The organism is Pseudomonas sp. GW531-T4, from assembly GCF_017349615.1.
GTDB classification, from domain to species: Bacteria; Pseudomonadota; Gammaproteobacteria; order Pseudomonadales; family Pseudomonadaceae; genus Aquipseudomonas; species Aquipseudomonas chlororaphis_I.
In genome coordinates, this window is sequence record NZ_JACMZT010000001.1 from 159,990 (window position 1) to 177,925 (window position 17,936).

Annotated in this window: 19 protein-coding genes; 8 read left to right on the forward strand and 11 right to left on the reverse strand. The window is 64.5% G+C overall.

The features are described from left to right. Positions 1 to 47: 47 nt before the first annotated feature. The 3 genes from pcaG to pcaQ all read right to left on the reverse strand — a co-directional run bounded on the left by pcaG (position 48) and on the right by pcaQ (position 2,416). Complete coding sequence (pcaG, locus tag J4D28_RS00750; RefSeq protein ID WP_103330751.1) at positions 48 to 653, reverse strand: protocatechuate 3,4-dioxygenase subunit alpha; 606 nt, start codon at positions 651 to 653, stop codon at positions 48 to 50. Between the two features lie 10 nt (positions 654 to 663). Beyond that, positions 664 to 1,383 (reverse strand): protocatechuate 3,4-dioxygenase subunit beta, encoded by a 720-nt coding sequence (gene pcaH, locus J4D28_RS00755; RefSeq protein ID WP_009050995.1) that lies wholly within the window; start codon positions 1,381 to 1,383, stop codon positions 664 to 666. Positions 1,384 to 1,486: 103 nt separating this feature from the next. Then, positions 1,487 to 2,416: a pca operon transcription factor PcaQ gene (gene pcaQ / locus J4D28_RS00760; RefSeq protein WP_009045756.1), complete on the reverse strand. Its 930-nt coding sequence runs from the start codon at positions 2,414 to 2,416 to the stop codon at positions 1,487 to 1,489. Positions 2,417 to 2,555: 139 nt separating this feature from the next. Here pcaQ and J4D28_RS00765 point away from each other — a divergent pair, with 139 nt between their 5' ends. Both J4D28_RS00765 and J4D28_RS00770 read left to right on the forward strand, forming a co-directional pair. Then, positions 2,556 to 3,449, forward strand: a complete 894-nt coding sequence (locus J4D28_RS00765; protein ID WP_009050996.1) for a neutral zinc metallopeptidase — start codon at positions 2,556 to 2,558, stop codon at positions 3,447 to 3,449. Further along, positions 3,449 to 4,426: a hypothetical protein gene (locus tag J4D28_RS00770; RefSeq protein ID WP_038635297.1), complete on the forward strand. Its 978-nt coding sequence runs from the start codon at positions 3,449 to 3,451 to the stop codon at positions 4,424 to 4,426. The genes J4D28_RS00765 and J4D28_RS00770 overlap by 1 nt, the downstream gene beginning before the upstream one ends. Before the next feature lie 120 nt (positions 4,427 to 4,546). Here the strand turns inward: J4D28_RS00770 and J4D28_RS00775 are convergent, their stop codons facing one another. From J4D28_RS00775 to J4D28_RS00785, 3 genes are all read right to left on the reverse strand, one after another. Then, a complete protein-coding gene (locus J4D28_RS00775; protein WP_103330752.1) occupies positions 4,547 to 5,140 on the reverse strand; it encodes an HAD family hydrolase in 594 nt (197 codons plus the stop codon). Then, a complete protein-coding gene (gene tesB, locus J4D28_RS00780; RefSeq protein WP_009050999.1) occupies positions 5,137 to 6,006 on the reverse strand; it encodes an acyl-CoA thioesterase II in 870 nt (289 codons plus the stop codon). Before tesB ends, J4D28_RS00775 begins: the two co-directional genes overlap by 4 nt. Positions 6,007 to 6,107: 101 nt before the next feature. Further along, positions 6,108 to 6,677, reverse strand: a complete 570-nt coding sequence (locus tag J4D28_RS00785; protein ID WP_007928906.1) for a GNAT family N-acetyltransferase — start codon at positions 6,675 to 6,677, stop codon at positions 6,108 to 6,110. A 74-nt stretch (positions 6,678 to 6,751) separates the two neighbouring features. On the opposite strand from J4D28_RS00785, the gene J4D28_RS00790 reads away from it, so the two are divergent. Together J4D28_RS00790 and J4D28_RS00795 are read left to right on the forward strand one after the other, a co-directional pair. Continuing rightward, positions 6,752 to 7,672 carry a histone deacetylase gene (locus tag J4D28_RS00790; protein WP_009051001.1) on the forward strand — a complete coding sequence of 307 codons (921 nt, stop codon included), beginning with the start codon at positions 6,752 to 6,754 and terminating at the stop codon, positions 7,670 to 7,672. A gap of 913 nt (positions 7,673 to 8,585) precedes the next feature. Next, the gene (locus J4D28_RS00795; RefSeq protein ID WP_103330774.1) at positions 8,586 to 9,827 is read left to right on the forward strand and encodes a TIGR03862 family flavoprotein; all 1,242 of its coding nucleotides are present in this window, start codon (positions 8,586 to 8,588) and stop codon (positions 9,825 to 9,827) included. Between the two features lie 186 nt (positions 9,828 to 10,013). Here J4D28_RS00795 and J4D28_RS00800 read toward each other — a convergent pair whose 3' ends face one another. Beyond that, positions 10,014 to 11,348: a DEAD/DEAH box helicase gene (locus tag J4D28_RS00800; RefSeq protein WP_016703731.1), complete on the reverse strand. Its 1,335-nt coding sequence runs from the start codon at positions 11,346 to 11,348 to the stop codon at positions 10,014 to 10,016. 224 nt (positions 11,349 to 11,572) lie between these two features. On the opposite strand from J4D28_RS00800, the gene J4D28_RS00805 reads away from it, so the two are divergent. Next, positions 11,573 to 12,031: a hypothetical protein gene (locus tag J4D28_RS00805; RefSeq protein ID WP_009051004.1), complete on the forward strand. Its 459-nt coding sequence runs from the start codon at positions 11,573 to 11,575 to the stop codon at positions 12,029 to 12,031. 68 nt (positions 12,032 to 12,099) lie between these two features. On the opposite strand, the gene yedA is transcribed toward J4D28_RS00805, so the two are convergent. After that, positions 12,100 to 13,014 (reverse strand): drug/metabolite exporter YedA, encoded by a 915-nt coding sequence (gene yedA, locus J4D28_RS00810; RefSeq protein ID WP_009051005.1) that lies wholly within the window; start codon positions 13,012 to 13,014, stop codon positions 12,100 to 12,102. Positions 13,015 to 13,175: 161 nt separating this feature from the next. Here yedA and J4D28_RS00815 point away from each other — a divergent pair, with 161 nt between their 5' ends. Next, complete coding sequence (locus J4D28_RS00815) at positions 13,176 to 13,628, forward strand: Lrp/AsnC family transcriptional regulator (protein WP_009051006.1); 453 nt, start codon at positions 13,176 to 13,178, stop codon at positions 13,626 to 13,628. 177 nt (positions 13,629 to 13,805) lie between these two features. Here J4D28_RS00815 and J4D28_RS00820 read toward each other — a convergent pair whose 3' ends face one another. From J4D28_RS00820 to J4D28_RS00830, 3 genes are all read right to left on the reverse strand, one after another. After that, positions 13,806 to 14,417: a PolC-type DNA polymerase III gene (locus tag J4D28_RS00820; protein WP_103330753.1), complete on the reverse strand. Its 612-nt coding sequence runs from the start codon at positions 14,415 to 14,417 to the stop codon at positions 13,806 to 13,808. Positions 14,418 to 14,449: 32 nt separating this feature from the next. Continuing rightward, complete coding sequence (locus tag J4D28_RS00825; RefSeq protein ID WP_016703734.1) at positions 14,450 to 14,929, reverse strand: NYN domain-containing protein; 480 nt, start codon at positions 14,927 to 14,929, stop codon at positions 14,450 to 14,452. Positions 14,930 to 15,066: 137 nt separating this feature from the next. Next, a complete protein-coding gene (locus J4D28_RS00830) occupies positions 15,067 to 15,873 on the reverse strand; it encodes a DUF2076 domain-containing protein (RefSeq protein WP_103330754.1) in 807 nt (268 codons plus the stop codon). A 180-nt stretch (positions 15,874 to 16,053) separates the two neighbouring features. On the opposite strand from J4D28_RS00830, the gene J4D28_RS00835 reads away from it, so the two are divergent. Both J4D28_RS00835 and J4D28_RS00840 read left to right on the forward strand, forming a co-directional pair. Then, a complete protein-coding gene (locus J4D28_RS00835) occupies positions 16,054 to 16,713 on the forward strand; it encodes a membrane protein (protein WP_009051010.1) in 660 nt (219 codons plus the stop codon). A gap of 89 nt (positions 16,714 to 16,802) precedes the next feature. Beyond that, on the forward strand, positions 16,803 to 17,882 hold the full coding sequence (locus J4D28_RS00840; RefSeq protein ID WP_103330755.1) for an endonuclease/exonuclease/phosphatase family protein: 1,080 nt from the start codon (positions 16,803 to 16,805) through the stop codon (positions 17,880 to 17,882). Positions 17,883 to 17,936: the final 54 nt, after the last annotated feature.

The following is a 17,936-nucleotide window of genomic DNA, read 5'->3' on the forward strand; positions in this document are numbered from 1 at the left end:
GATGCGGCAGACCAGACCGCCCCGGAAGAGCGGTCGCGGATGGCCGATCAGAAATCGAAAAACACCGTCTCCCCTTCCCCCTGGATGCGGATATCGAAGCGATACGCCCGCTGCCCGTCCACTTCGCAGGGGTGCGCCAGCAGGGTGTCGCGCCGTTGCGGCTGCTCAATCAGGTTCAGTACCGGGCAGGCGGCGTTGGCTTCCGGCTCGTCGGCGAAATACAGGCGGGTGTGCAGGTGGATGTTGATCCCTCGGGCGAACAGCGCCACGTTGATGTGCGGCGCCATCGGCACCCCGGCGGCATTCTTCACCACGCCCGGCTTGACCGTGTGCAGCGTCCACTCGCCGGCATCGAAGGTGGTGGCCGTGCGCCCGAAGCTGTTGAAGGCTTTCTCCGAATCGAACACGGGGTCGTAGACACCCTCGTGGTTGGCTTGCCAGAACTCGAGGAACGAGTCGCGCACCAGATGGCCGTTACCGTCATACACATGGCCGATCAGCAGGATCTTTTCCCCCTGGGCATCGGGCCCGGCCATCCGGTTCCAGATCTCGTCGCTGCGGGTCGGGTTGCCCGCAGCGGCCAGCGCCAGGCCGATGTGCACGTAAGGTCCGGCCGTTTGCGAGGGGGTTTCAGGCAGCAATTGGATAGGCATGGCAGGCTCCTCAGCAATTCTCGAAGTGGGTCTTGCGCTGGCCGCGCAACACGATGTCGAAGCGATAGGCCAGGCAGTCCATCGGGTTGGCGCTGCTCATGTCCAGGCGCGCGATCAGGCTCTGCACCGCTTCCGGGTTGGCGATCGATTTAACGATCGGGCACAGCGGGATCAGCGGGTCGCCCTCGAAATACAGCTGGGTGATCAACCGCGTGGCGATCGACGGCCCGCTGATGGAGAAGTGGATATGCGCCGGGCGCCAGTCGTTCGGGCCGTTGCGCCACGGGTAAGGGCCGGGCTTGATGGTGCGGAAACTGTAGTAGCCATCACGGTCGGTCAAGGCCCGGCCGACGCCGCCGAAATTCGGGTCCAGGGGCGCCAGGTAGCGGTCGTTCTTGTGCCGGTAGCGGCCGCCGGCGTTGGCTTGCCACATCTCCACCAGGGTGTGGGGAATCGGCTGGCCGTACTGATCGCAAACCCGACCGGCGACGATGATTCGCTCGCCCACCGGCAAGCCGCCGTTATTGAAGTTGAGCAGCAGGTCGTTATCGAAACGTCCGGTCTTCAGATGGGAGAAATCGGGGCCGCTGGTTTCGCTCAGCGATTGCGGGATGCTCACCAGCGCCTGGCGCGGCGAACGGGCCACGGAGGTCTTGTAGTCGGGAGTCAGGGCCTTGGGATGCCAATTGCGGTCACGGATAACGAAACGACTGCTGTCTGCATCAGACATGTCGGTCTCCTGTTGTTTGATTTATGGAGCGCAGCCCGCGCAGTTTCAAACAACGGCAACCCGACGACTATTGAAAAGGCCCTTCAAGAACATAACCAAAAGGTTATGGATAACGCCCCTCGCGATAGGCCTGCCCGACTTCCCGCAGCACCTCGACGCACCATTGCGCCGCCAGCGACAGCGGCAGGCTGGCATTGCTGGAGATGCCCACCGAGCCACCCGGCTCGCGCTGCCCGAGGTCGATCTCGCGCAGCTCGCCATTGGCCAGGTCTAGGCGTACCGCGTCCAGCGGGGCGATCCACAGCGCATCGCTGGACAGCGCATAGCGCCGGCTCAAGGCCACCGAGAGGGTTTCCAGGCGCTGGCGCGACTGGCTGATGCCGCACTGCACGAACAGGCTGTCGGCGAACTTGCGGATGGTGGTGCCGGCCAGCGGCAACACCAGCGGGTACTGCTCCAGCGCATGCCGATCCAGCGGCCCGTGCAGCAACGGATGATCGGGGCGCGCCACCAGGGTCATGGACTCGCTGTACAGATGCTCGAAGCTCAGGCCCTGGATCTGCGGGCTGTCCGTCATGCGCCCGACCACCAGGTCGACGTCGCCGACCCGCAGCTGCGACAGCAGGTAGGCGCTGGGGCCGGTGACCACACTCACCACCAGCGCCGAATGCCGCTCGTGCAGGCGCCGCACCACTTCCGGCAGCAGCAGGCTTTCGGCGGTCGAGAGCACACCCAGGCGTACCACGCCGGCGGCATATTCGCCGCCGCGCAAGGTGTTCACTCCCTCGCGCAGGGCCTGCACCGAGGGCCCGGCGTAACGCAGAAAAGCCATGCCGGCCTCGGTCAGGCTGAGCCCGGCCTTGCTCCGGGCGAACAGCCGGGTGTCGAGCAGTTCTTCCAGTTCCTTGAGGGTTTTCGACATCGCCGGCTGGCTCACCGCGAGCACATCCGCCGCCCGCGCCAGGCTGCCCTGGCGAGACATTTCAAGAAAACATACGAGGTGACGGAATTTGATGCGGGTATCGATGTTCAAAGGAGGCCCCGGCTGTGTCGCGACAGAATCGATGCGGCTGCGGGCAATGGTAGCGTGCATGCAAAAGGCTGACGATCGGACTGGCGTCGGCCCTGCTCACCAGCAACACTGATCAGCACATTAAAACGAGGATTCACCCATGCTTTGGAAGAAAGGACGGCGCAGCGACAACGTGGTGGATGCTCGCGATGACAGTGGCGGCGGTGGCGGCGGTCTGCGCTTTGGCGGCGGCAAGGGCCTGAGCCTGACCGCCATCATCCTGATCGTCGGCATCGGCTGGGTCACCGGCCAGGACCCGTTGCAGATCCTCGGACAACTCGTCGGGCAGATGGATCAGTCCTCGGCACCCGCCACCACCCAGCAGACCCGCCAGGCGCCGCCAGCCAATGACGAGCAGGCGGAATTCGTCCGTTCCATCCTCGGCGACACCGAAGACACCTGGGGCCAGATCTTCCAGCAGGCCGGACGCGCCTACCAGCAACCCAAGCTCATCCTGTTCCGCGGCCGGGTGAATTCCGCCTGCGGCTCGGCGACTTCCGCCACCGGCCCGTTCTATTGCCCGGCCGACCAGCAGGTGTACCTGGACATGGACTTCTTCCGCGAGATGGACCAGCGCTTCTCGGCCGCCGGCGACTTCGCCCAGGCCTACGTGATCGCCCACGAAATCGGCCACCACGTACAGACCCTGCTCGGCGTCTCGGCGAAGATCCAGGCGGCCCGCCAACAGGGCCGGCAGATGGAAGGCGACGGCGGCCTGCTGGTGCGCCAGGAATTGCAAGCCGACTGCCTGGCGGGCGTCTGGGCCAACCATGCGCAGAAGCGCCTGAACTGGCTGGAGCCGGGGGATATCGAAGAAGCCCTGAACGCCGCCAACGCCATCGGCGACGACCGCCTGCAACAGCAAGGCCAGGGCCGCGTGGTACCGGACTCCTTTACCCACGGCAGCTCGGCGCAACGGGTACGCTGGTTCAAGGCCGGCTTCACTCAGGGCCAGATCGGCCAATGCGACACCTTCGCGGCGAAGAGTCTGTAATGCGCCGGGGACTGGTGCTGCTCACGTTATGGATGATCTGCGCCGGCGCGCAGGCAGCGGAAAGTGGCGTCAAGACGATCAGCCCCGCGCGGTTGAACCTGGAAGGCGGCGAACTGGCCGTCGGCCTGAGCCAGGACTGGCAACAGCCGCGGCCTGAGATCCAGCGGGCACTGATCATCGTCCATGGGCGCCTGCGCAATGCCCAGACCTACCTGCACAGCGCCGAACAGGCCGCCAGCCAGGCCGGGCAAAGCGCGACCACCCTGGTGATCGCGCCGCAGTTTCTCAATCAGAGCGATATCGAGCGTCACCAGCTGCCCGGTTCGCTGCTGCGCTGGCAGGGCAATGACTGGATGGCCGGCGAGCCATCCAGCGGGCCCAAGGCACAAAGCTCTTATGCGGTGCTGGACGCGATCATCACGCGGCTGAGCGATCGCCAGCGGTTTCCGTCCCTGACCGAGATCGTCATCGCCGGCCACTCCGGTGGCGCCCAAGTGGTGCAGCGCTTTGCCCTGCTCGGCCAGTATCATCCGGGCCTGGTGGATGACGGCATCAAGCTGCGCTATGTCATCGCCAACCCGTCGTCCTATGCCTACTTCGACGAGCAGCGCCCGATGAAAGTCGACGCCAATGCGTGCCCCGGTTTCAACCACTGGAAGTACGGCCTGCTCAAGCTGCCGGCCTACGCCGCCGGCCAGACCGCACAGCAACTGGAACAGCGCTACGTCAAACGCGATATCACCTACCTGCTGGGCAAACAGGACACCGACCCGCACCACCCGGCGCTGGACACCAGTTGCGCCGCCGAGGCCCAGGGCGCCTACCGCTTGATTCGCGGGCACAACTATTTCGACTACCTGAAACAGCGCCATCCGCAGGGATTGCAACAGCAGTTGCTCGAAGTGCCCGGGGTCGGGCATGACGGCGACAAGATGTTCACCTCGCCCGAGGGGCAGAAGGCGTTGTTCGGCCAGTAGATGTAGTGGTGTCAGGAAGGACGCTATCGCGGGCAAGCCTCGCTCCTACAGGTTCGTTGTCGTACCCGGCAGAGGGCTACACCGCAGATCCGTAGGAGCGAGGCTTGCCCGCGATGCTTTTTAAGCCAACACCATCCGCCGTAGAACGCTGCAATCCTCGGCATGCCAGTCGGCCAGCTCCGGCCACGGGTTATCCGGCAGGTTCACCAGCACCGTGTGGGTGCCCGCCGCGCGACCGCAGTCGAGATCGAAGCGGTAGTCGCCGACCATCACCATCTCGGCCGGCGCCACCTCCCAGGCCGCGGCCAGTTTCAGCAAGCCGCCCGGGTGTGGTTTGGGCGGTGCCTCGTCGCGCCCCAGCACGTCCTCGACGGCAAAGCAGTCGGCCAGGCCGATGGCCTCCAGGGTGACATGGGCCAGCTCCCGCGCATTGCGGGTCAGGATGCCCAGGCGATAGCCCCGTGCCGCCAGCTCCCGCACCAGTTCCACCGCCCCCGGCGCCGGGCGCGAACCCAGGGCCAGGTCGCGCTCGTGCTCCAGCAGCCAGGCGTGTTTCGCCGCGGCTTCGGCGGCGGGCAAGGCCGCGAGGTGGGTCAGGATGTCGTGCTCCGGTGGAATCCCCAGCGCTTCGCGGATGGCCGCGAAATCATGCACGGCCACCGTCAGGGTGCCGTCCATGTCGAACACCCAATGACGCACCCCGGCCAGGCTCATGCCCAGTCCTTGCGATGGCGGATCAGGCCTTCCTGGGTCACCGAGGCGACCAGCTGGCCGGCGCGGTTGAACACGCTGCCACGGGAAAAACCGCGGGAATTGCCGGCCCAGGGGCTGTCCATGGCATACAGCAACCAGTCGTCGGCGCGCAGGTCGGCATGGAACCACAGGGCGTGGTCGAGGCTGGCGACCTGCATGTCCTTCTGCCACACCGACTTGCCGTGGGGCAGCATCGAGGTGGTCAGCAGGCCGAAGTCCGAGGCGTAGGCCAGCAGGTATTTATGCAGCGCGGGAATGTCCGGCAGCTCGCCGTCGGCACGGAACCAGACGTATTTGATCGGGTCCGCCGGCTGCGGGTTGTAGGGGTCTTTTTCGGTCACCGGGCGCACTTCGATGGGCTTGGGGCACAGCAGTTTTTCGCGCATGTGCTCAGGGATCAGGTGCGCGCGCTGCTGGGTGATCTCCAGCTCCGACGGCAGGTTTTCCGGGCCGACCACCTGGGGCATCGTGTCCTGGTGCTCGAAGCCTTCCTCGTCGTACTGGAACGAGGCGCTGCAGGTGAAGATCGGGTTGCCCTTCTGGATCGCCGTCACCCGGCGAGTGCTGAAACTGCCGCCATCGCGCACCCGGTCGACCTGGTACACCACCGGCAACGCCGCATCGCCCGGACGCAGGAAATAACCATGCAGCGAATGCACATGGCGGGCCTCTTCGACAGTCTGGCTGGCCGCGGACAGGGACTGGCCCAATACCTGGCCGCCGAACAACTGGCGGAAGCCCAGGTCCTGGCTGCGACCGCGAAACAGGTTTTCCTCGATCGGTTCCAGGGTCAACAGGTCGACCAGATCATCCAACACGTGGCTCATTCAGACTCTCCTCACACAGAGCAATGCCGCGCAGTCTTGGCTGTCGCGGTCGATTCAATCGGGTTCACACACATGGGCACACTCCAGATGCCCCCGACCTGCTATCCATGCAAGGTTTCCAACCATTGTTCGCGGTTGATGCGATACAGCACATGATGACGCAGCGGATGCTCGCTGCCGAGCTTTGGGTGATCGAAATCGTCGTGCGCAGCGTGTTGCATGCCGATGGCCTGCATGACTTTCTGCGACGGCAGGTTGCTGGTGGTGGTGAAGGCAACGATCTCCTTCAGGGCCAGGCGATCGAAGCCACAGCGCAGCGCGGTCCAGGCCGCTTCGCTGGCGTAGCCCAGGCCCCAGTGCTCGCGCGCCAGGCGCCAGCCGATTTCCACCGCCGGGGTGAACGGCGCTTCGAAGCCCACCACACCCAGCCCGGTAAAACCGATAAAGGCCCCGGTATCCTTGCGCTCCAGCGCCCAGGTGCCAAAACCGTGCTCGGCGAAATGCCCACGGATCCGCCCGATCAGCGCGGCGCTTTCCAGGCGGCTCAAGGGGGCCGGAAAGTAACGCATCACTTGCGGGTCGGCACACATCGCCGCAAACGCCGGCAAATCCTCGTCGCGCCACTGGCGCAACAGCAGTCGAGCACTTTCGAGTTGCAGTATCGGCTCCATCGTCCCCTCCATTTCCATGCGTGCCAGTCTACATCGCTGGTAGGATCCTTTTCGGATTCCTACATGAAATTGCCATGCCACTGCCGCTGATCTACCACGACGACTACAGCCCCGAGTTCCCGGCGGAGCACCGTTTCCCCATGGACAAGTTTCGCCTGCTGCGCGACCACCTGGTGGACAGCGGCCTGACCCGCGATGCCGACCTGATGCGCCCGGAGCTGTGCCCGAAGGAGATTCTCGCCCTGGCCCACGATCCTGGGTATATCGAACGTTATATGGCCGGCGAGTTGTCGCGGGAAGACCAGCGGCGCCTTGGCCTGCCCTGGAACGAAGCCCTCGCCCGGCGCACCGTGCGCGCTGTCGGCGGCTCGCTGCTGGCCGCCGAACAGGCCCTGGAGCATGGCCTGGCCTGTCACCTGGCCGGCGGTACCCATCACGCCCACTACGACCACCCGGCGGGCTTCTGCATCTTCAACGACCTGGCGGTGATCAGCCATTACCTGCTCGAAGCCGGTCGGGTCGGCCGGGTGCTGATCTTCGACTGCGATGTGCATCAGGGCGACGGCACCGCGCGGATTCTCGAACATACCCCGGACGCCGTGACCGTCTCGCTGCACTGCGAAAAAAACTTCCCGGCGCGTAAGGCCACCAGCGACTGGGACATCCCCCTGCCGATGGGCATGGGCGACGCCGATTACCTGAAGGTGGTCGACGATGCCCTCAATTACCTGCTGCCGCTGTACCAGCCGGACCTGGTGCTGTACGACGCCGGGGTGGATGTGCACAAGGACGATGCCCTGGGTTACCTGAAGCTGACCGACCAGGGCGTCGCCGCCCGCGACGAACAGGTGATGCGCCATTGCCTGGGCCGCGACATCCCGGTGCTCGGGGTGATCGGCGGCGGCTACAGCAAGGACCGCCAGGCCCTGGCCCGCCGCCACGGCATCCTCCACCACAGTGCTCAACGGGTGTGGACGTCATCAGGTTGTCACTGAACGCTGGGCGCCTTACCCACAATGGCTGTGGAGCCGCTTGTGGATAACCTGAGTGCAAGCGGCTACAGACCATGCTGGCTGTGCCTTACAGACAGGTGATCATTTTCTGATCAGGCCCGATAAGCACAGCTGAATGCTGCGAAATGGGAGCGCCAACAGTGATAGCGCAGGAGGTCCTTCGGACCTTTCGCAGCCTGCGGCAGCGGCTACAAAAGCTGCATCAGGCGGTCATGAAAGTGTGGATGCCTTACCCCCAATCTCTGTGGAGCCGCTTGTGGATAACCTGAGTGCAAGCGGCTGCAGGTCAGGCTGACCGTGCCCTACAGACAGGCGATCATTTTTTGATCAGGCCTGGTAAGCACCTCTGAATACTGCGAAGCGGGAGCGTTGATAGTGATGCCGCTGGAGGTCCTGCGGACCTTTCGCAGCCTGCGGCAGCGGCTACAAAAGTTTCATCAGGTGGTCATGAAAGTGTGGATGCCTTACCCCCAATCTCTGTGGAGCCGCTTGTGGATAACCTGAGTGCAAGCGGCTGCAGGCCATGTTGGCTGTGCTCTACAGACAGGCGATCATTTTTTGATCAGACTCTATAAGCACCACTGAGCGCGGCAAAACGGGAGCATAAATAGTGATGCCGCTGGAGGTCCTGCGGACCTTTCGCAGCCTGCGGCAGCGGCTACAAAAGCTTCATCAGGTGGTCATGAAAGTGTGGGCGCCTTACCCCCAATCTCTGTGGAGCTGCTTGTGGATAACCTGAGTGCAAGCGGCTACAGGCCATGCCGTACAAGCCCTGCAGAGCACTGAACATTTTTTGATCACCCCTTGCATAAGCCACTGCGGGGCGCATGGAGCATTGGCGGCGGGCCTGCCTCGGGTAGAATGCCTGGCTTATTCCGCCACGCCGCCGCCCGCCATGACTTTATCCAGCACCACCCTGCCCCATCACGTCGCCATTATCGGTGGCGGCCCCGCCGGCTTGATGGCGGCCGAGGTGCTGAGCCTGGCAGGCATCCGCGTCGATCTCTATGACGGCATGCCGTCGGTGGGCCGCAAGTTTTTGCTGGCCGGGGTCGGCGGCATGAACATCACGCATTCCGAGGCCTACCCGGTCTTTCTCTCGCGTTATGCCGAACGGGCTCCGCAGATGGCCCCGCTGTTGCGCGAGTTCGGCAGCGAGGCGCTGTGCCAATGGATTCACGGCCTGGGCATCGAGACTTTCGTCGGCAGCTCGGGCCGGGTGTTCCCCACCGATATGAAAGCCGCGCCGCTGCTGCGCGCCTGGCTCAAGCGCCTGCGCGATGCCGGCGTGGTTATCCACACTCGCCATCGCTGGCTCGGCTGGAATGTCGATGGCAGCCTGCGCATCCACAGCCCGGAAGGTGAAAAGTCGGTCCAGGCCGACGCCCTGCTGCTGGCGCTGGGCGGCGGCAGCTGGGCACGCCTGGGTTCGGATGGGGCCTGGATGCTGCCGCTGGAACAGCACGGCGTGCAACTGGCGCCCCTGCAACCGAGCAACTGCGGGTTCGAAGTGCAGGACTGGAGCGATCTGCTGCGCAGCAAGTTCGCCGGCGCCCCGCTGAAGAATGTGGCCATTGGCCTGAACGACGATATCCCCCGCCTCGGCGAATGCGTGATCACCACCACCGGGGTCGAGGGCAGCCTGATCTATGCGCTGTCGGCGCCGATTCGGGACGCGATCAACCGCCACGGCTCGGCCACCGTGCATATCGACCTGCTGCCGGGCAAACCCCATGACCGGATCCAGGCCGCGCTGAGCAAGCCACGGGGCTCGCGCTCCATGGCCAAGCACCTGCACAGCCAGCTGGGCATCGACGGGGTGAAAGCCGCACTCTTGCGCGAACTGACCACTGCCGATTGCTTCGCCGACCCGGCGCTGCTGGCCAAGGCGATCAAGGCCCTGCCGTTGACCCTGGTGAGGACCCGGCCGCTGGACGAAGCCATCAGCAGCGCCGGCGGCGTGACGTTCGAGGCCATGGACCAGCGCTTGATGCTCAAGCAATTGCCCGGCGTGTTCTGCGCCGGAGAAATGCTCGACTGGGAGGCGCCCACCGGCGGCTACCTGCTCACCGCGTGTTTCGCCAGCGGGCGGGCGGCGGGGTTGGGGATGATCGAGTGGTTGCGGGAAAAGGCTTGAGGCCTTTCGTGTAGCCGCTGGCGCAGCCTGCGATCGGTCTGGGCGGCATTGCGACGTAACGGCGTAAAACCAAACGCCCCGGTTTTCCAGGAAAACCGGGGCGTTCGTTTTTGCGAGGACTTCGTCCTCGATCGCAGGCTACGCCAGCGGCTACAGAAGCGAGCGGTGTTGAACGCTCGCCAAGGCTTACGGCTTGCGCTTGCGCGGCCCGGTGTTGAACGCCGGCACCTTGCGCACCGGTTTCACCGCCGGGGCTTCGGCCACTTCGCCGCTGTCCACCCACTTGCCCAGGTTGCGCTTGCCGCCACCGCCGGAAGCCTTGGGCTTCTTCGGCTTTTTCGGCTTCTTGATCACCTGGCCGCTGGCGTCGGTTTCCGGCACCCGGTGATCCGGAATGAAGTCCGGCTCGTCATGGCGCTTGAGGGTCTGGCGGGTCAGCATCTCGATGGCCGACAGCAGGTTCACTTCATCGGCGCACACCAGCGAGATCGCCTCACCGGTGGAGCCGGCGCGGCCGGTACGGCCGATGCGGTGGATGTAATCCTCGGCGACGATCGGCAGGTCGAAGTTGACCACCAGCGGCAGGTCCTCGATGTCCAGGCCACGGGCCGCCACATCGGTGGCCACCAGGATCTGGATCTCGCTGGCCTTGAAGCGGTCCAGCGCACGCTGGCGGGTGGCCTGGGGTTTGTCGCCATGGATGCCGTCGGCATTCACGCCCTGGCCCTGCAGCCTTTCCACCAGCGCGTCCACGCCATTGCGGGTCTTGGCGAATACCAGCACCTGCTTCCAGCGATTCTTGCGCAGCAGGTGGCTGAACAGCTCCGGCTTGCGCTTCTTGTCCACCGTCACCACCCATTGCTTGACGGTGTTGGCGGCAACGTTGCGCGGGCTGACTTCAATGCTCAGCGGATCGTTGAGCATCTGCCCGGCCAACAGGCGGATGGCGTCGGAGAAGGTCGCGGAGAACAGCAGGGTCTGGCGCTTTTTCGGCAATGCCGCGTAGATGTCCTTCAGCTCTTCGGAGAAACCCAGGTCGAGCATGCGGTCGGCTTCGTCCAGCACCAGGGTCTGCAACTGGCTGAACTTCACCGCGTTCTGCCGGTACAGGTCGAGCAGGCGCCCCGGGGTCGCCACCAGCAGGTCGATGCCTTTGCGCAGCTTCATCATCTGCGGGTTGATGCTGACGCCGCCGTACACCGCGTAGGTGCTCAGCGGCAGGTGCTCGGCGTACTGGCGCACGCTCTCGTGCACCTGTTCGGCCAGCTCGCGGGTCGGCACCAGGATCAGCGCGCGTACCGAGTTGCTGGCCACTTTCGGCCCTTCCAGGGTCAGCGATTGCAGGAGCGGCAAGGCGAAGCCGGCGGTCTTGCCGGTGCCGGTCTGGGCCGCGGCCATCAGGTCGCGACCGCCCAGCACCGCCGGAATGGCTTGCGCCTGCACCGGTGTCGGGGTCTGGTAGCCAAGCGTTTCGAGGGCGCGCAGCAAGGGTTCGATCAGGCCAAGAGTGGCGAATGTCATGGGGATACCGTAGGGAAAAAAGTCAGCGCAGGTGTGCAATGGGCGGCAGTTTACCCTAATTCAGGCGGGTTTCTTTCGGGCTGACGAGTTGCCCTGCCTCCCGCCGTTACGGGGCCCCGGGCGGTGAGCAGCGATAATCTTTGTAGACGCGCCTTGAGCTGCCGGGAGAGGATTCACCTCTTTCATCCCCATCGCCCCGTCGAAGATCCAGGAGCCTGACCCGTATGGACACCCCCAACCCCTTCCAGACACCGGCCGCCGAGTTGCAGACTCCGGCTGCATCGACCGCGCCATTGCGCCTGTACAGCATCAACGCCGTCGGCCTTGCCACCTTCCTCGGCACTTCCCTGGCGGGGTCCTACATCATCGCTGCCAACCTCAAGGCGCTCGGCCGCGAAAGCGAAGTGAAGAAGGCCTGGTATGTCGGTATCGGCCTGCTCGTCCTGATGATGGTGTTGAGCGCGGTGTTGCCGGAAAGCGTTCCAGCCGTGGTCTTCGTACTGCCACCGCTTTTTGCGATGAACACCTACGCGCGCCAGCTCTTCGGTCCGGTCGTCATCGAACACAAACTCAGCAAGGGGCCTTTCTTCTCCTTGTGGCGCGTCGCCGGGATCAGCCTGCTGTTCATGCTGGCCTTCGTCGTGGCGCTGATACCGCTGGTGATGCTGTTCAACCCGGCCTGAGTACGACAGGCTGGAACAAAAACGCCGGGCAATGCCCGGCGTTTTCGATCGTGCGCCAACCGGCCACTTCAAGCGGTGGCTTCTTCCTGTATCGCGGCGGCTTTTGGCTTGCGCCATTGCGGCAGGCCGATCAACACCACGGCACTGATGATCACCACCATCGCCAGCGCCTCCTCCAGGCCGATGGTCTCGCCGACAAACACGATCCCCAGCAGCACCGCCACCGCAGGGTTGACGTAGGCATAGCTGGTGGCCGCCGCCGGGCGCACGTGCTTGAGCAGGTACATGTAGGCGTTGAAGGCGATGATCGAGCCGAAGCCGGTCAGGTACGCCAGGGCCGCCCAGCCTTCGATCGGCGGAACGGCGGCCAGTTGTTCACCGCTCCACCAACTGCCGATCAACAGCACCGCGCCACCCACCAGCATCTCGACGGCACTGGCCATCGCCCCTTGCGGCAACGGCAGGTGTTTGCTCCACACCGAACCGAAGGCCCAGGCCGCCGCCGCGAACACCAGCAAGGCCGCGCCGGTCGGGCTCGACTGCAGGTTGGAACCGAGGTTGAGCATGGCAATGCCGATCAGCCCGAGGACGATCCCGGCCCATTCCAGGCGGGTGTTGCGCGCGCCCCAGAAGTAACCGCACAGCAGGGTGAACAGCGGCACCGTGGCCACCGCCAGGGCCGCCACTCCGGACGCCACGCCCATGTGTTCGGCGACGGTGACCGCGCCATTGCCGCAGCTCAGCAGCAGGATGCCGATCACCCCTGCCGCCCGCCATTGCGCCCAGGTCGGCGCCGGTGCCCCGCGCCAGCGCAGGAAGCCGTACATCAGGCTGCCGGCGATGACAAAGCGGATGCCGGCGAGCATCAGCGGCGGCCAGTATTCGACACCGATACGGATCACCAGGTAGGTCGACCCCCAGATCACGTACAGCGCAAAAAAAGCGGCAATCAAAGGCAAGGGAAAACGGCGTAGACCAGGCATGGGAAGCTCGAAGACAGGCAAGGGAGAGGGCTTATTCTAGAAAGCCGGCCGGCGGAACTTAAGTTACAAAACCTGTTTAAAGCGCCAGTACACTTTTCAAAACACGGAGATTGTGGCTATAACCCATGCTTTCGAAAGTCGCTGTATTTGGAAGCCTTATCATGGACAAATATGACCGCATGCTCCTCGCCGCCCTGCTGGAAAATGGCCGGGCGAGCTACGCCGAGCTGGCGCGCAAGGTGAACCTCTCCGCTCCGGCCGTGGCCGAGCGGGTGGCCAAACTCGAAGCCAGCGGAGTGATCACCGGCTACCAGGCCAAGGTCGACCTGGCCAAGCTCGGGCTGCCGATCCAGTGCGTGATCGAACTGCGCATGGCCCAGCACGGCAATCAGAAGGCCTACGACGAACTGAGCCGGATCCCGCAACTCACCGAATGCCAGCGGGTCACGGGCGATCCGTGCGTGATCATGCGCGCCGCCGTCGGCTCGATGCCGGAGCTGGAAGAGCTGATCAACCGCGTTGCCCAGTTCGGTTTCAGCAAGACCTCGATCGTGCTCTCCAGCGCCATCGAACAGCGCGTGCCGCTGGGGCATCTGGAAAGCAACGGCAAATAAGCCAATCCACGCCGCCTGTAGCCGCCTGTAGCCGCTGCCGAGCCCCAGCGAGGCTGCGATCGGCTCCGCAGGAGACGCGCTCTTGAGGGCCTTGGAAGGCTCTTCGAGCCTTATCGCAGCCTCGCCAAGGCTCGGCAGCGGCTACAGATGGCTACAGGCGGCCACAGGGATTACGGATCAGGCGCCGCGATGACGCTTGAGGTGTTCGCCGATCTTGGCGGCCGGCACTTTCTGCAATTTGCACAGGAAGTCGTGGGACAGCTCGCGCAGCCCGTGTTTCTGCCGCAGCTCCAGCGCCAGGTGCGCGGTGAGGTTGGCGGCCATTTCCGCGTCGGCCATGGCCCGGTGAGCCTGGCCGGTATGGGGCAGGCTGGCGAACGTGGTGAGGGTGCCGAGCTTGTGGTTGGGCGCCGCCGGCATCAGGCGCCGGGCCAGCAACAGGGAACAGGCGAAGTTCTGCAAGCGAGTGCGCTTGATCCGGCCCAGCTCGTAGTCCCAGAACTTCTGGTCGAACGCGGCGTTGTGCGCCAGCAGCGGCGTGGTGCCGACGAACTCGTTGACCTCGTTCATCACCTGCTCGGCCGGCGGCGCGCTGCGCAGCATGGTGTTGCTGATGCCGGTCAGCTGTTCGATGAAGGCCGGCACCCGCACGCCGGCATTCATCAGGCTCTGGTAACGCTCGACGATGCGCCCCTGCTCAAGGATCACCACGGCGATTTCCGTGGCCCGGCAACTGCTGCTCGGGGAGATCCCGGTGGTTTCAAAGTCGATGACTGCGATGCGTTCCAAACCTGTCCAGCTCCATCCAAAAAATAGTCAGCTCAGCTTTTGAGCAGTAGCGCGCCTTCGATCGGCACGTAGCGCGTGGCCGCGCGAATCAGCGAATTGGCGGTGAGTCCCGGTACGCCATAGGCAACCGCTTCGACGCCGTGCTTGCTGATGATGCGCTCCAGCAACAGGTCGAAATCGCCATCACCGGAGGCCAGCACCACTTCGTCGACATGGTCGGCGGCGTCCATGATGTCGATGGTGATACCCACGTCCCAGTCGCCCTTGGCAGAGCCATCGCTGCGCTGGATATAGGGTTTGAGTTTTACCGTGAAGCCCAGGTTGCGCAGGATCTGCTGGAACTGCTGCTGCTTGCTGTCGCCCCGATCGATCGCATAGGCATAGGCCTCGACTATCTGCCCGCGTTGGCTGATGTCGGCCCACAGGGCGGCATAGTTGAAGTGGCAGCCATAGGCCTGGCGCACGGTGTAATAGAGATTCTGGACATCGGCGAACACAGCGATTTTTTTCACCGCTTATCCTCATGGCGCTCACGCGCGCGAACTGGGCCGGGACTCAAACCCTGAAAAGTCGCCCAGTATGCCAGCCAGAAGGAAGGTTCCGCGAATAATCGGTCCGGGACGCAGTGGCGTTCCGGACCGATGGCGGATCAGACGAAGGAATCGTCGTCGGAAAAGAACGAGCTGTCGTCGTTGCCGTAGTCGGCATCGCTGAAGCCGCCCTGGTCGTTGTTGCCCCAGGAGTCGTTGTTGGCCATGCGCTGCTCGTCATTGCCCCAGCCACCCGCATTGTCGCTGGCGGGTGCCGGTTCTTCCTTGATCACTTCGACGATTTCCTGCGGCTGCTGGTTGCCGTGGAACAGGCTGCTGAGGCCTTGCGCCAGCATCACGCCACCCGCCACGCCGGCGGCGGTCTTCAGCGCGCCGCCGAGGAAGCTGCTGCCAGCCGCGGCCGGAGCCTGCTGGGGCGCTGCATAGTTTTGCTGGGGATAGCTCTGTTGCGGGTAATTCTGCTGCGGCGCGCCGAAGTTCTGCTGCGGCTGCGGGCTGAACGCCGGCCGCGCCGGCTCGCGCCAGCCACCGCCGGACGAGGCCGGAGCACTTTGCGTCGGCGTCGGTGCCGGCTGCGGATCGCGGGAACCGCCACCGAAGATGCTCGAAAGGAACCCGCCACCGCTGCTGGGCGCCGGTGCCGCGGCCTGGGACCTGGCCTGCTGCAGCTCGGCCTGCAATTGCTGGACCTGCTGGGTGAGTTGCTTGTTCTGCTCGTCGAGGCTCTTGATTGCCGCCTCTTGCACCAGAATCGCCTGGGTCATGAAATACCCGGCGGCAGGCTGCCGGGCCAGATGCTCCTTGATCCGCGTCTCGGCCTGGGCGTCGCGCGGGGCTGAATCCTTCTCGGCTTGCTGCAACCGTGAAAACAGTCCATCGATCAGGGTTTGCTCTTCGCTGTTCATGGCGACCTCTTTAGATTGCCGGTAAAAAACTGGGCCTTGCCTGTCATGCACAAGGTGCAACCAGTAATGGGGTTGCCCAGCGGGCTTTCAATAGCCTTTACCTAACGTTTACGTTTGCTCGCCCGGGGGCTGCATCGGTTAAAGTGTCCAACCGCTTTTTGTGATCTGCGATAACCACTGATGAATCCGTTAACCGTTCTGCGCGACTCCCTGTACTTCTGCCAGCGCAACCTGGGGCGCATCGTCCAGCTGTGCCTGCCGCTGGTGGTCCTCGAAGCGCTGCTGCAGCAGGCGGTGGACAGCTCGCTGGGCCCCGAGGCCTTTCCCGGCTATAGCGTGGTCGTCGGCCTGCTGATCTACCCACTGTACACCGGGGTGCTGATCCTGTTCCTCGATGCCCGCAGCCGTGGCGAATCGCCACTGGCCCGCGACCTGCTCGCCGCGACTGTCAGCCTGTGGCCGCGTTTTGCCCTGCTGACCGCCATCAACACCCTGCTGATCCTGCTGGGTCTGTCGCTATATTTCCTGCCCGGGCTGTGGCTGATGGTGACCCTGGCCTTCGCCGAATACCTGCTGGTGCTCAAGGGTCTGCAACCACTGGCCGCGATCAAGGAAAGCTTCCGCCTGACCCGCGGGCACTTCCTGCGGATCCTGGTCTGCATCCTGGCCGTGATGGCCCCGCTGTGGGTGCTCAAGGGGGCCAGCCTGGCGGCGTATCCCGAGCCGGGTCCGATGCTGTCGCTGCTGATCGAAAGCGCCCACAGCTTCCTGCAATTGTTCACCAGCGTGGTGGTGTTCCGGCTGTTCATGCTGATCGGTGACTCGCCCGAACAGGCGTGACGCCAAGGTCCGGCCGCTCTACCCCTTGGGCCGCGGCCCCGCTCTCGGTTATGCTCGGGCTCAATCTTGCAACGCCATAAGCCGAGCCGATGCCCCGTCCACTTCGCCTCATCCTCCTGGGCCTGCTGATCAGCGCAGGCCTGTTGTCAGCCCTGGTCTACAGCCTGACCTGGCGCCCCGACGCCAAGGAGCCGCTGCCAGTCGCCTGCACGGGCAAGGTGCCCAGCCTGGTGCCGGGCCAGGCGCTGAAGGTGATGACCTGGAACGTGCAGTACCTGGCGGGCAAGCGCTATGTGTTCTGGAACGACCAGGCCCGGGGGCCGGACGAGCGCCCGACCCCGGAGGACATGGCCTTCAGCCTGGACGAGGTGGCCCGGGTGATTCGCGACGAGCAGCCGGACATCGTGCTGGTGCAGGAACTGGACGACGGCGCCAAGGCCAGCGATTACCAGGACCAGCTCAAGCTGCTGCAGGAACGCCTGACCGACCTGTATCCCTGCAGTACCCGGGCCTTCGACTGGAAGGCCGATTTCGTACCCTCCCCGCACATCTTCGGCAGCGTTGGCCGGCAACTGGCGACCTTGAGCCGCTATAACATCGAACACGCCGAACGCCTGCAATTGCCGGTGCCCGAAGCCAACTTCATCAGCCGCCAGTTCCAGCCGAAAAACGCCGTGCTGGTCAGCTACCTGCCGTTAAGCGATGGCGGACAGATGGCGGTGCTCAACACCCACCTGGACCGCGCGACGAAGCCCGACGACACCCTGCAAGCCCAGGTGAACGCGGTAACCAGGATCCTCGACCGCTTCGAAGCCCGCGGCACGCCCTGGCTGATCGGCGGCGACTTCAATCTGCTGCCCCTGGGCCAGTACCAGCGGCTCGCCCCCGAGCAACGCACGCCCTACTCCGCCGACAGCGCGTTGCACAGCCTCTGGGACAAGTACCCGATGATCCCCACCAACAACGAAGCCAGCGGCATCGACCGCGCCCTGTGGCTGACCCACTACCCCAACGACCCGGCCCTGAACAGCCCGGATCGCACCGTCGACTACCTGTTCCACAGCCCACGGATCAAACGGGTCGAGGCCCAGGTACGGCAGGACGACACCCTGCGCATCTCCGACCACCTGCCGCTGATCGCCCGCTTCCTGCTGCCCGCCGCGCAGTAACCTGTAGCCGCTGCCGCAGGCTGCGATCGACCTGGGCGGCATTCCGACAACGCG

Bases quoted from the DNA above. Each gene is read 5' to 3' on its own strand.
- pcaG (WP_103330751.1), bottom strand. From the start codon at position 653: ATGCCTATCCAATTGCTGCCTGAAACCCCCTCGCAAACGGCCGGACCT.
- J4D28_RS00800 (WP_016703731.1), bottom strand. From the start codon at position 11,348: ATGACATTCGCCACTCTTGGCCTGATCGAACCCTTGCTGCGCGCCCTC.
- pcaH (WP_009050995.1), bottom strand. From the start codon at position 1,383: ATGTCTGATGCAGACAGCAGTCGTTTCGTTATCCGTGACCGCAATTGG.
- J4D28_RS00830 (WP_103330754.1), bottom strand. From the start codon at position 15,873: ATGAACAGCGAAGAGCAAACCCTGATCGATGGACTGTTTTCACGGTTG.
- J4D28_RS00795 (WP_103330774.1), top strand. From the start codon at position 8,586: ATGACTTTATCCAGCACCACCCTGCCCCATCACGTCGCCATTATCGGT.
- J4D28_RS00840 (WP_103330755.1), top strand. From the start codon at position 16,803: ATGCCCCGTCCACTTCGCCTCATCCTCCTGGGCCTGCTGATCAGCGCA.
- J4D28_RS00765 (WP_009050996.1), top strand. From the start codon at position 2,556: ATGCTTTGGAAGAAAGGACGGCGCAGCGACAACGTGGTGGATGCTCGC.
- J4D28_RS00770 (WP_038635297.1), top strand. From the start codon at position 3,449: ATGCGCCGGGGACTGGTGCTGCTCACGTTATGGATGATCTGCGCCGGC.
- J4D28_RS00815 (WP_009051006.1), top strand. From the start codon at position 13,176: ATGGACAAATATGACCGCATGCTCCTCGCCGCCCTGCTGGAAAATGGC.
- J4D28_RS00775 (WP_103330752.1), bottom strand. From the start codon at position 5,140: ATGAGCCTGGCCGGGGTGCGTCATTGGGTGTTCGACATGGACGGCACC.
- J4D28_RS00835 (WP_009051010.1), top strand. From the start codon at position 16,054: ATGAATCCGTTAACCGTTCTGCGCGACTCCCTGTACTTCTGCCAGCGC.
- tesB (WP_009050999.1), bottom strand. From the start codon at position 6,006: ATGAGCCACGTGTTGGATGATCTGGTCGACCTGTTGACCCTGGAACCG.
- J4D28_RS00790 (WP_009051001.1), top strand. From the start codon at position 6,752: ATGCCACTGCCGCTGATCTACCACGACGACTACAGCCCCGAGTTCCCG.
- J4D28_RS00805 (WP_009051004.1), top strand. From the start codon at position 11,573: ATGGACACCCCCAACCCCTTCCAGACACCGGCCGCCGAGTTGCAGACT.
- yedA (WP_009051005.1), bottom strand. From the start codon at position 13,014: ATGCCTGGTCTACGCCGTTTTCCCTTGCCTTTGATTGCCGCTTTTTTT.
- J4D28_RS00785 (WP_007928906.1), bottom strand. From the start codon at position 6,677: ATGGAGCCGATACTGCAACTCGAAAGTGCTCGACTGCTGTTGCGCCAG.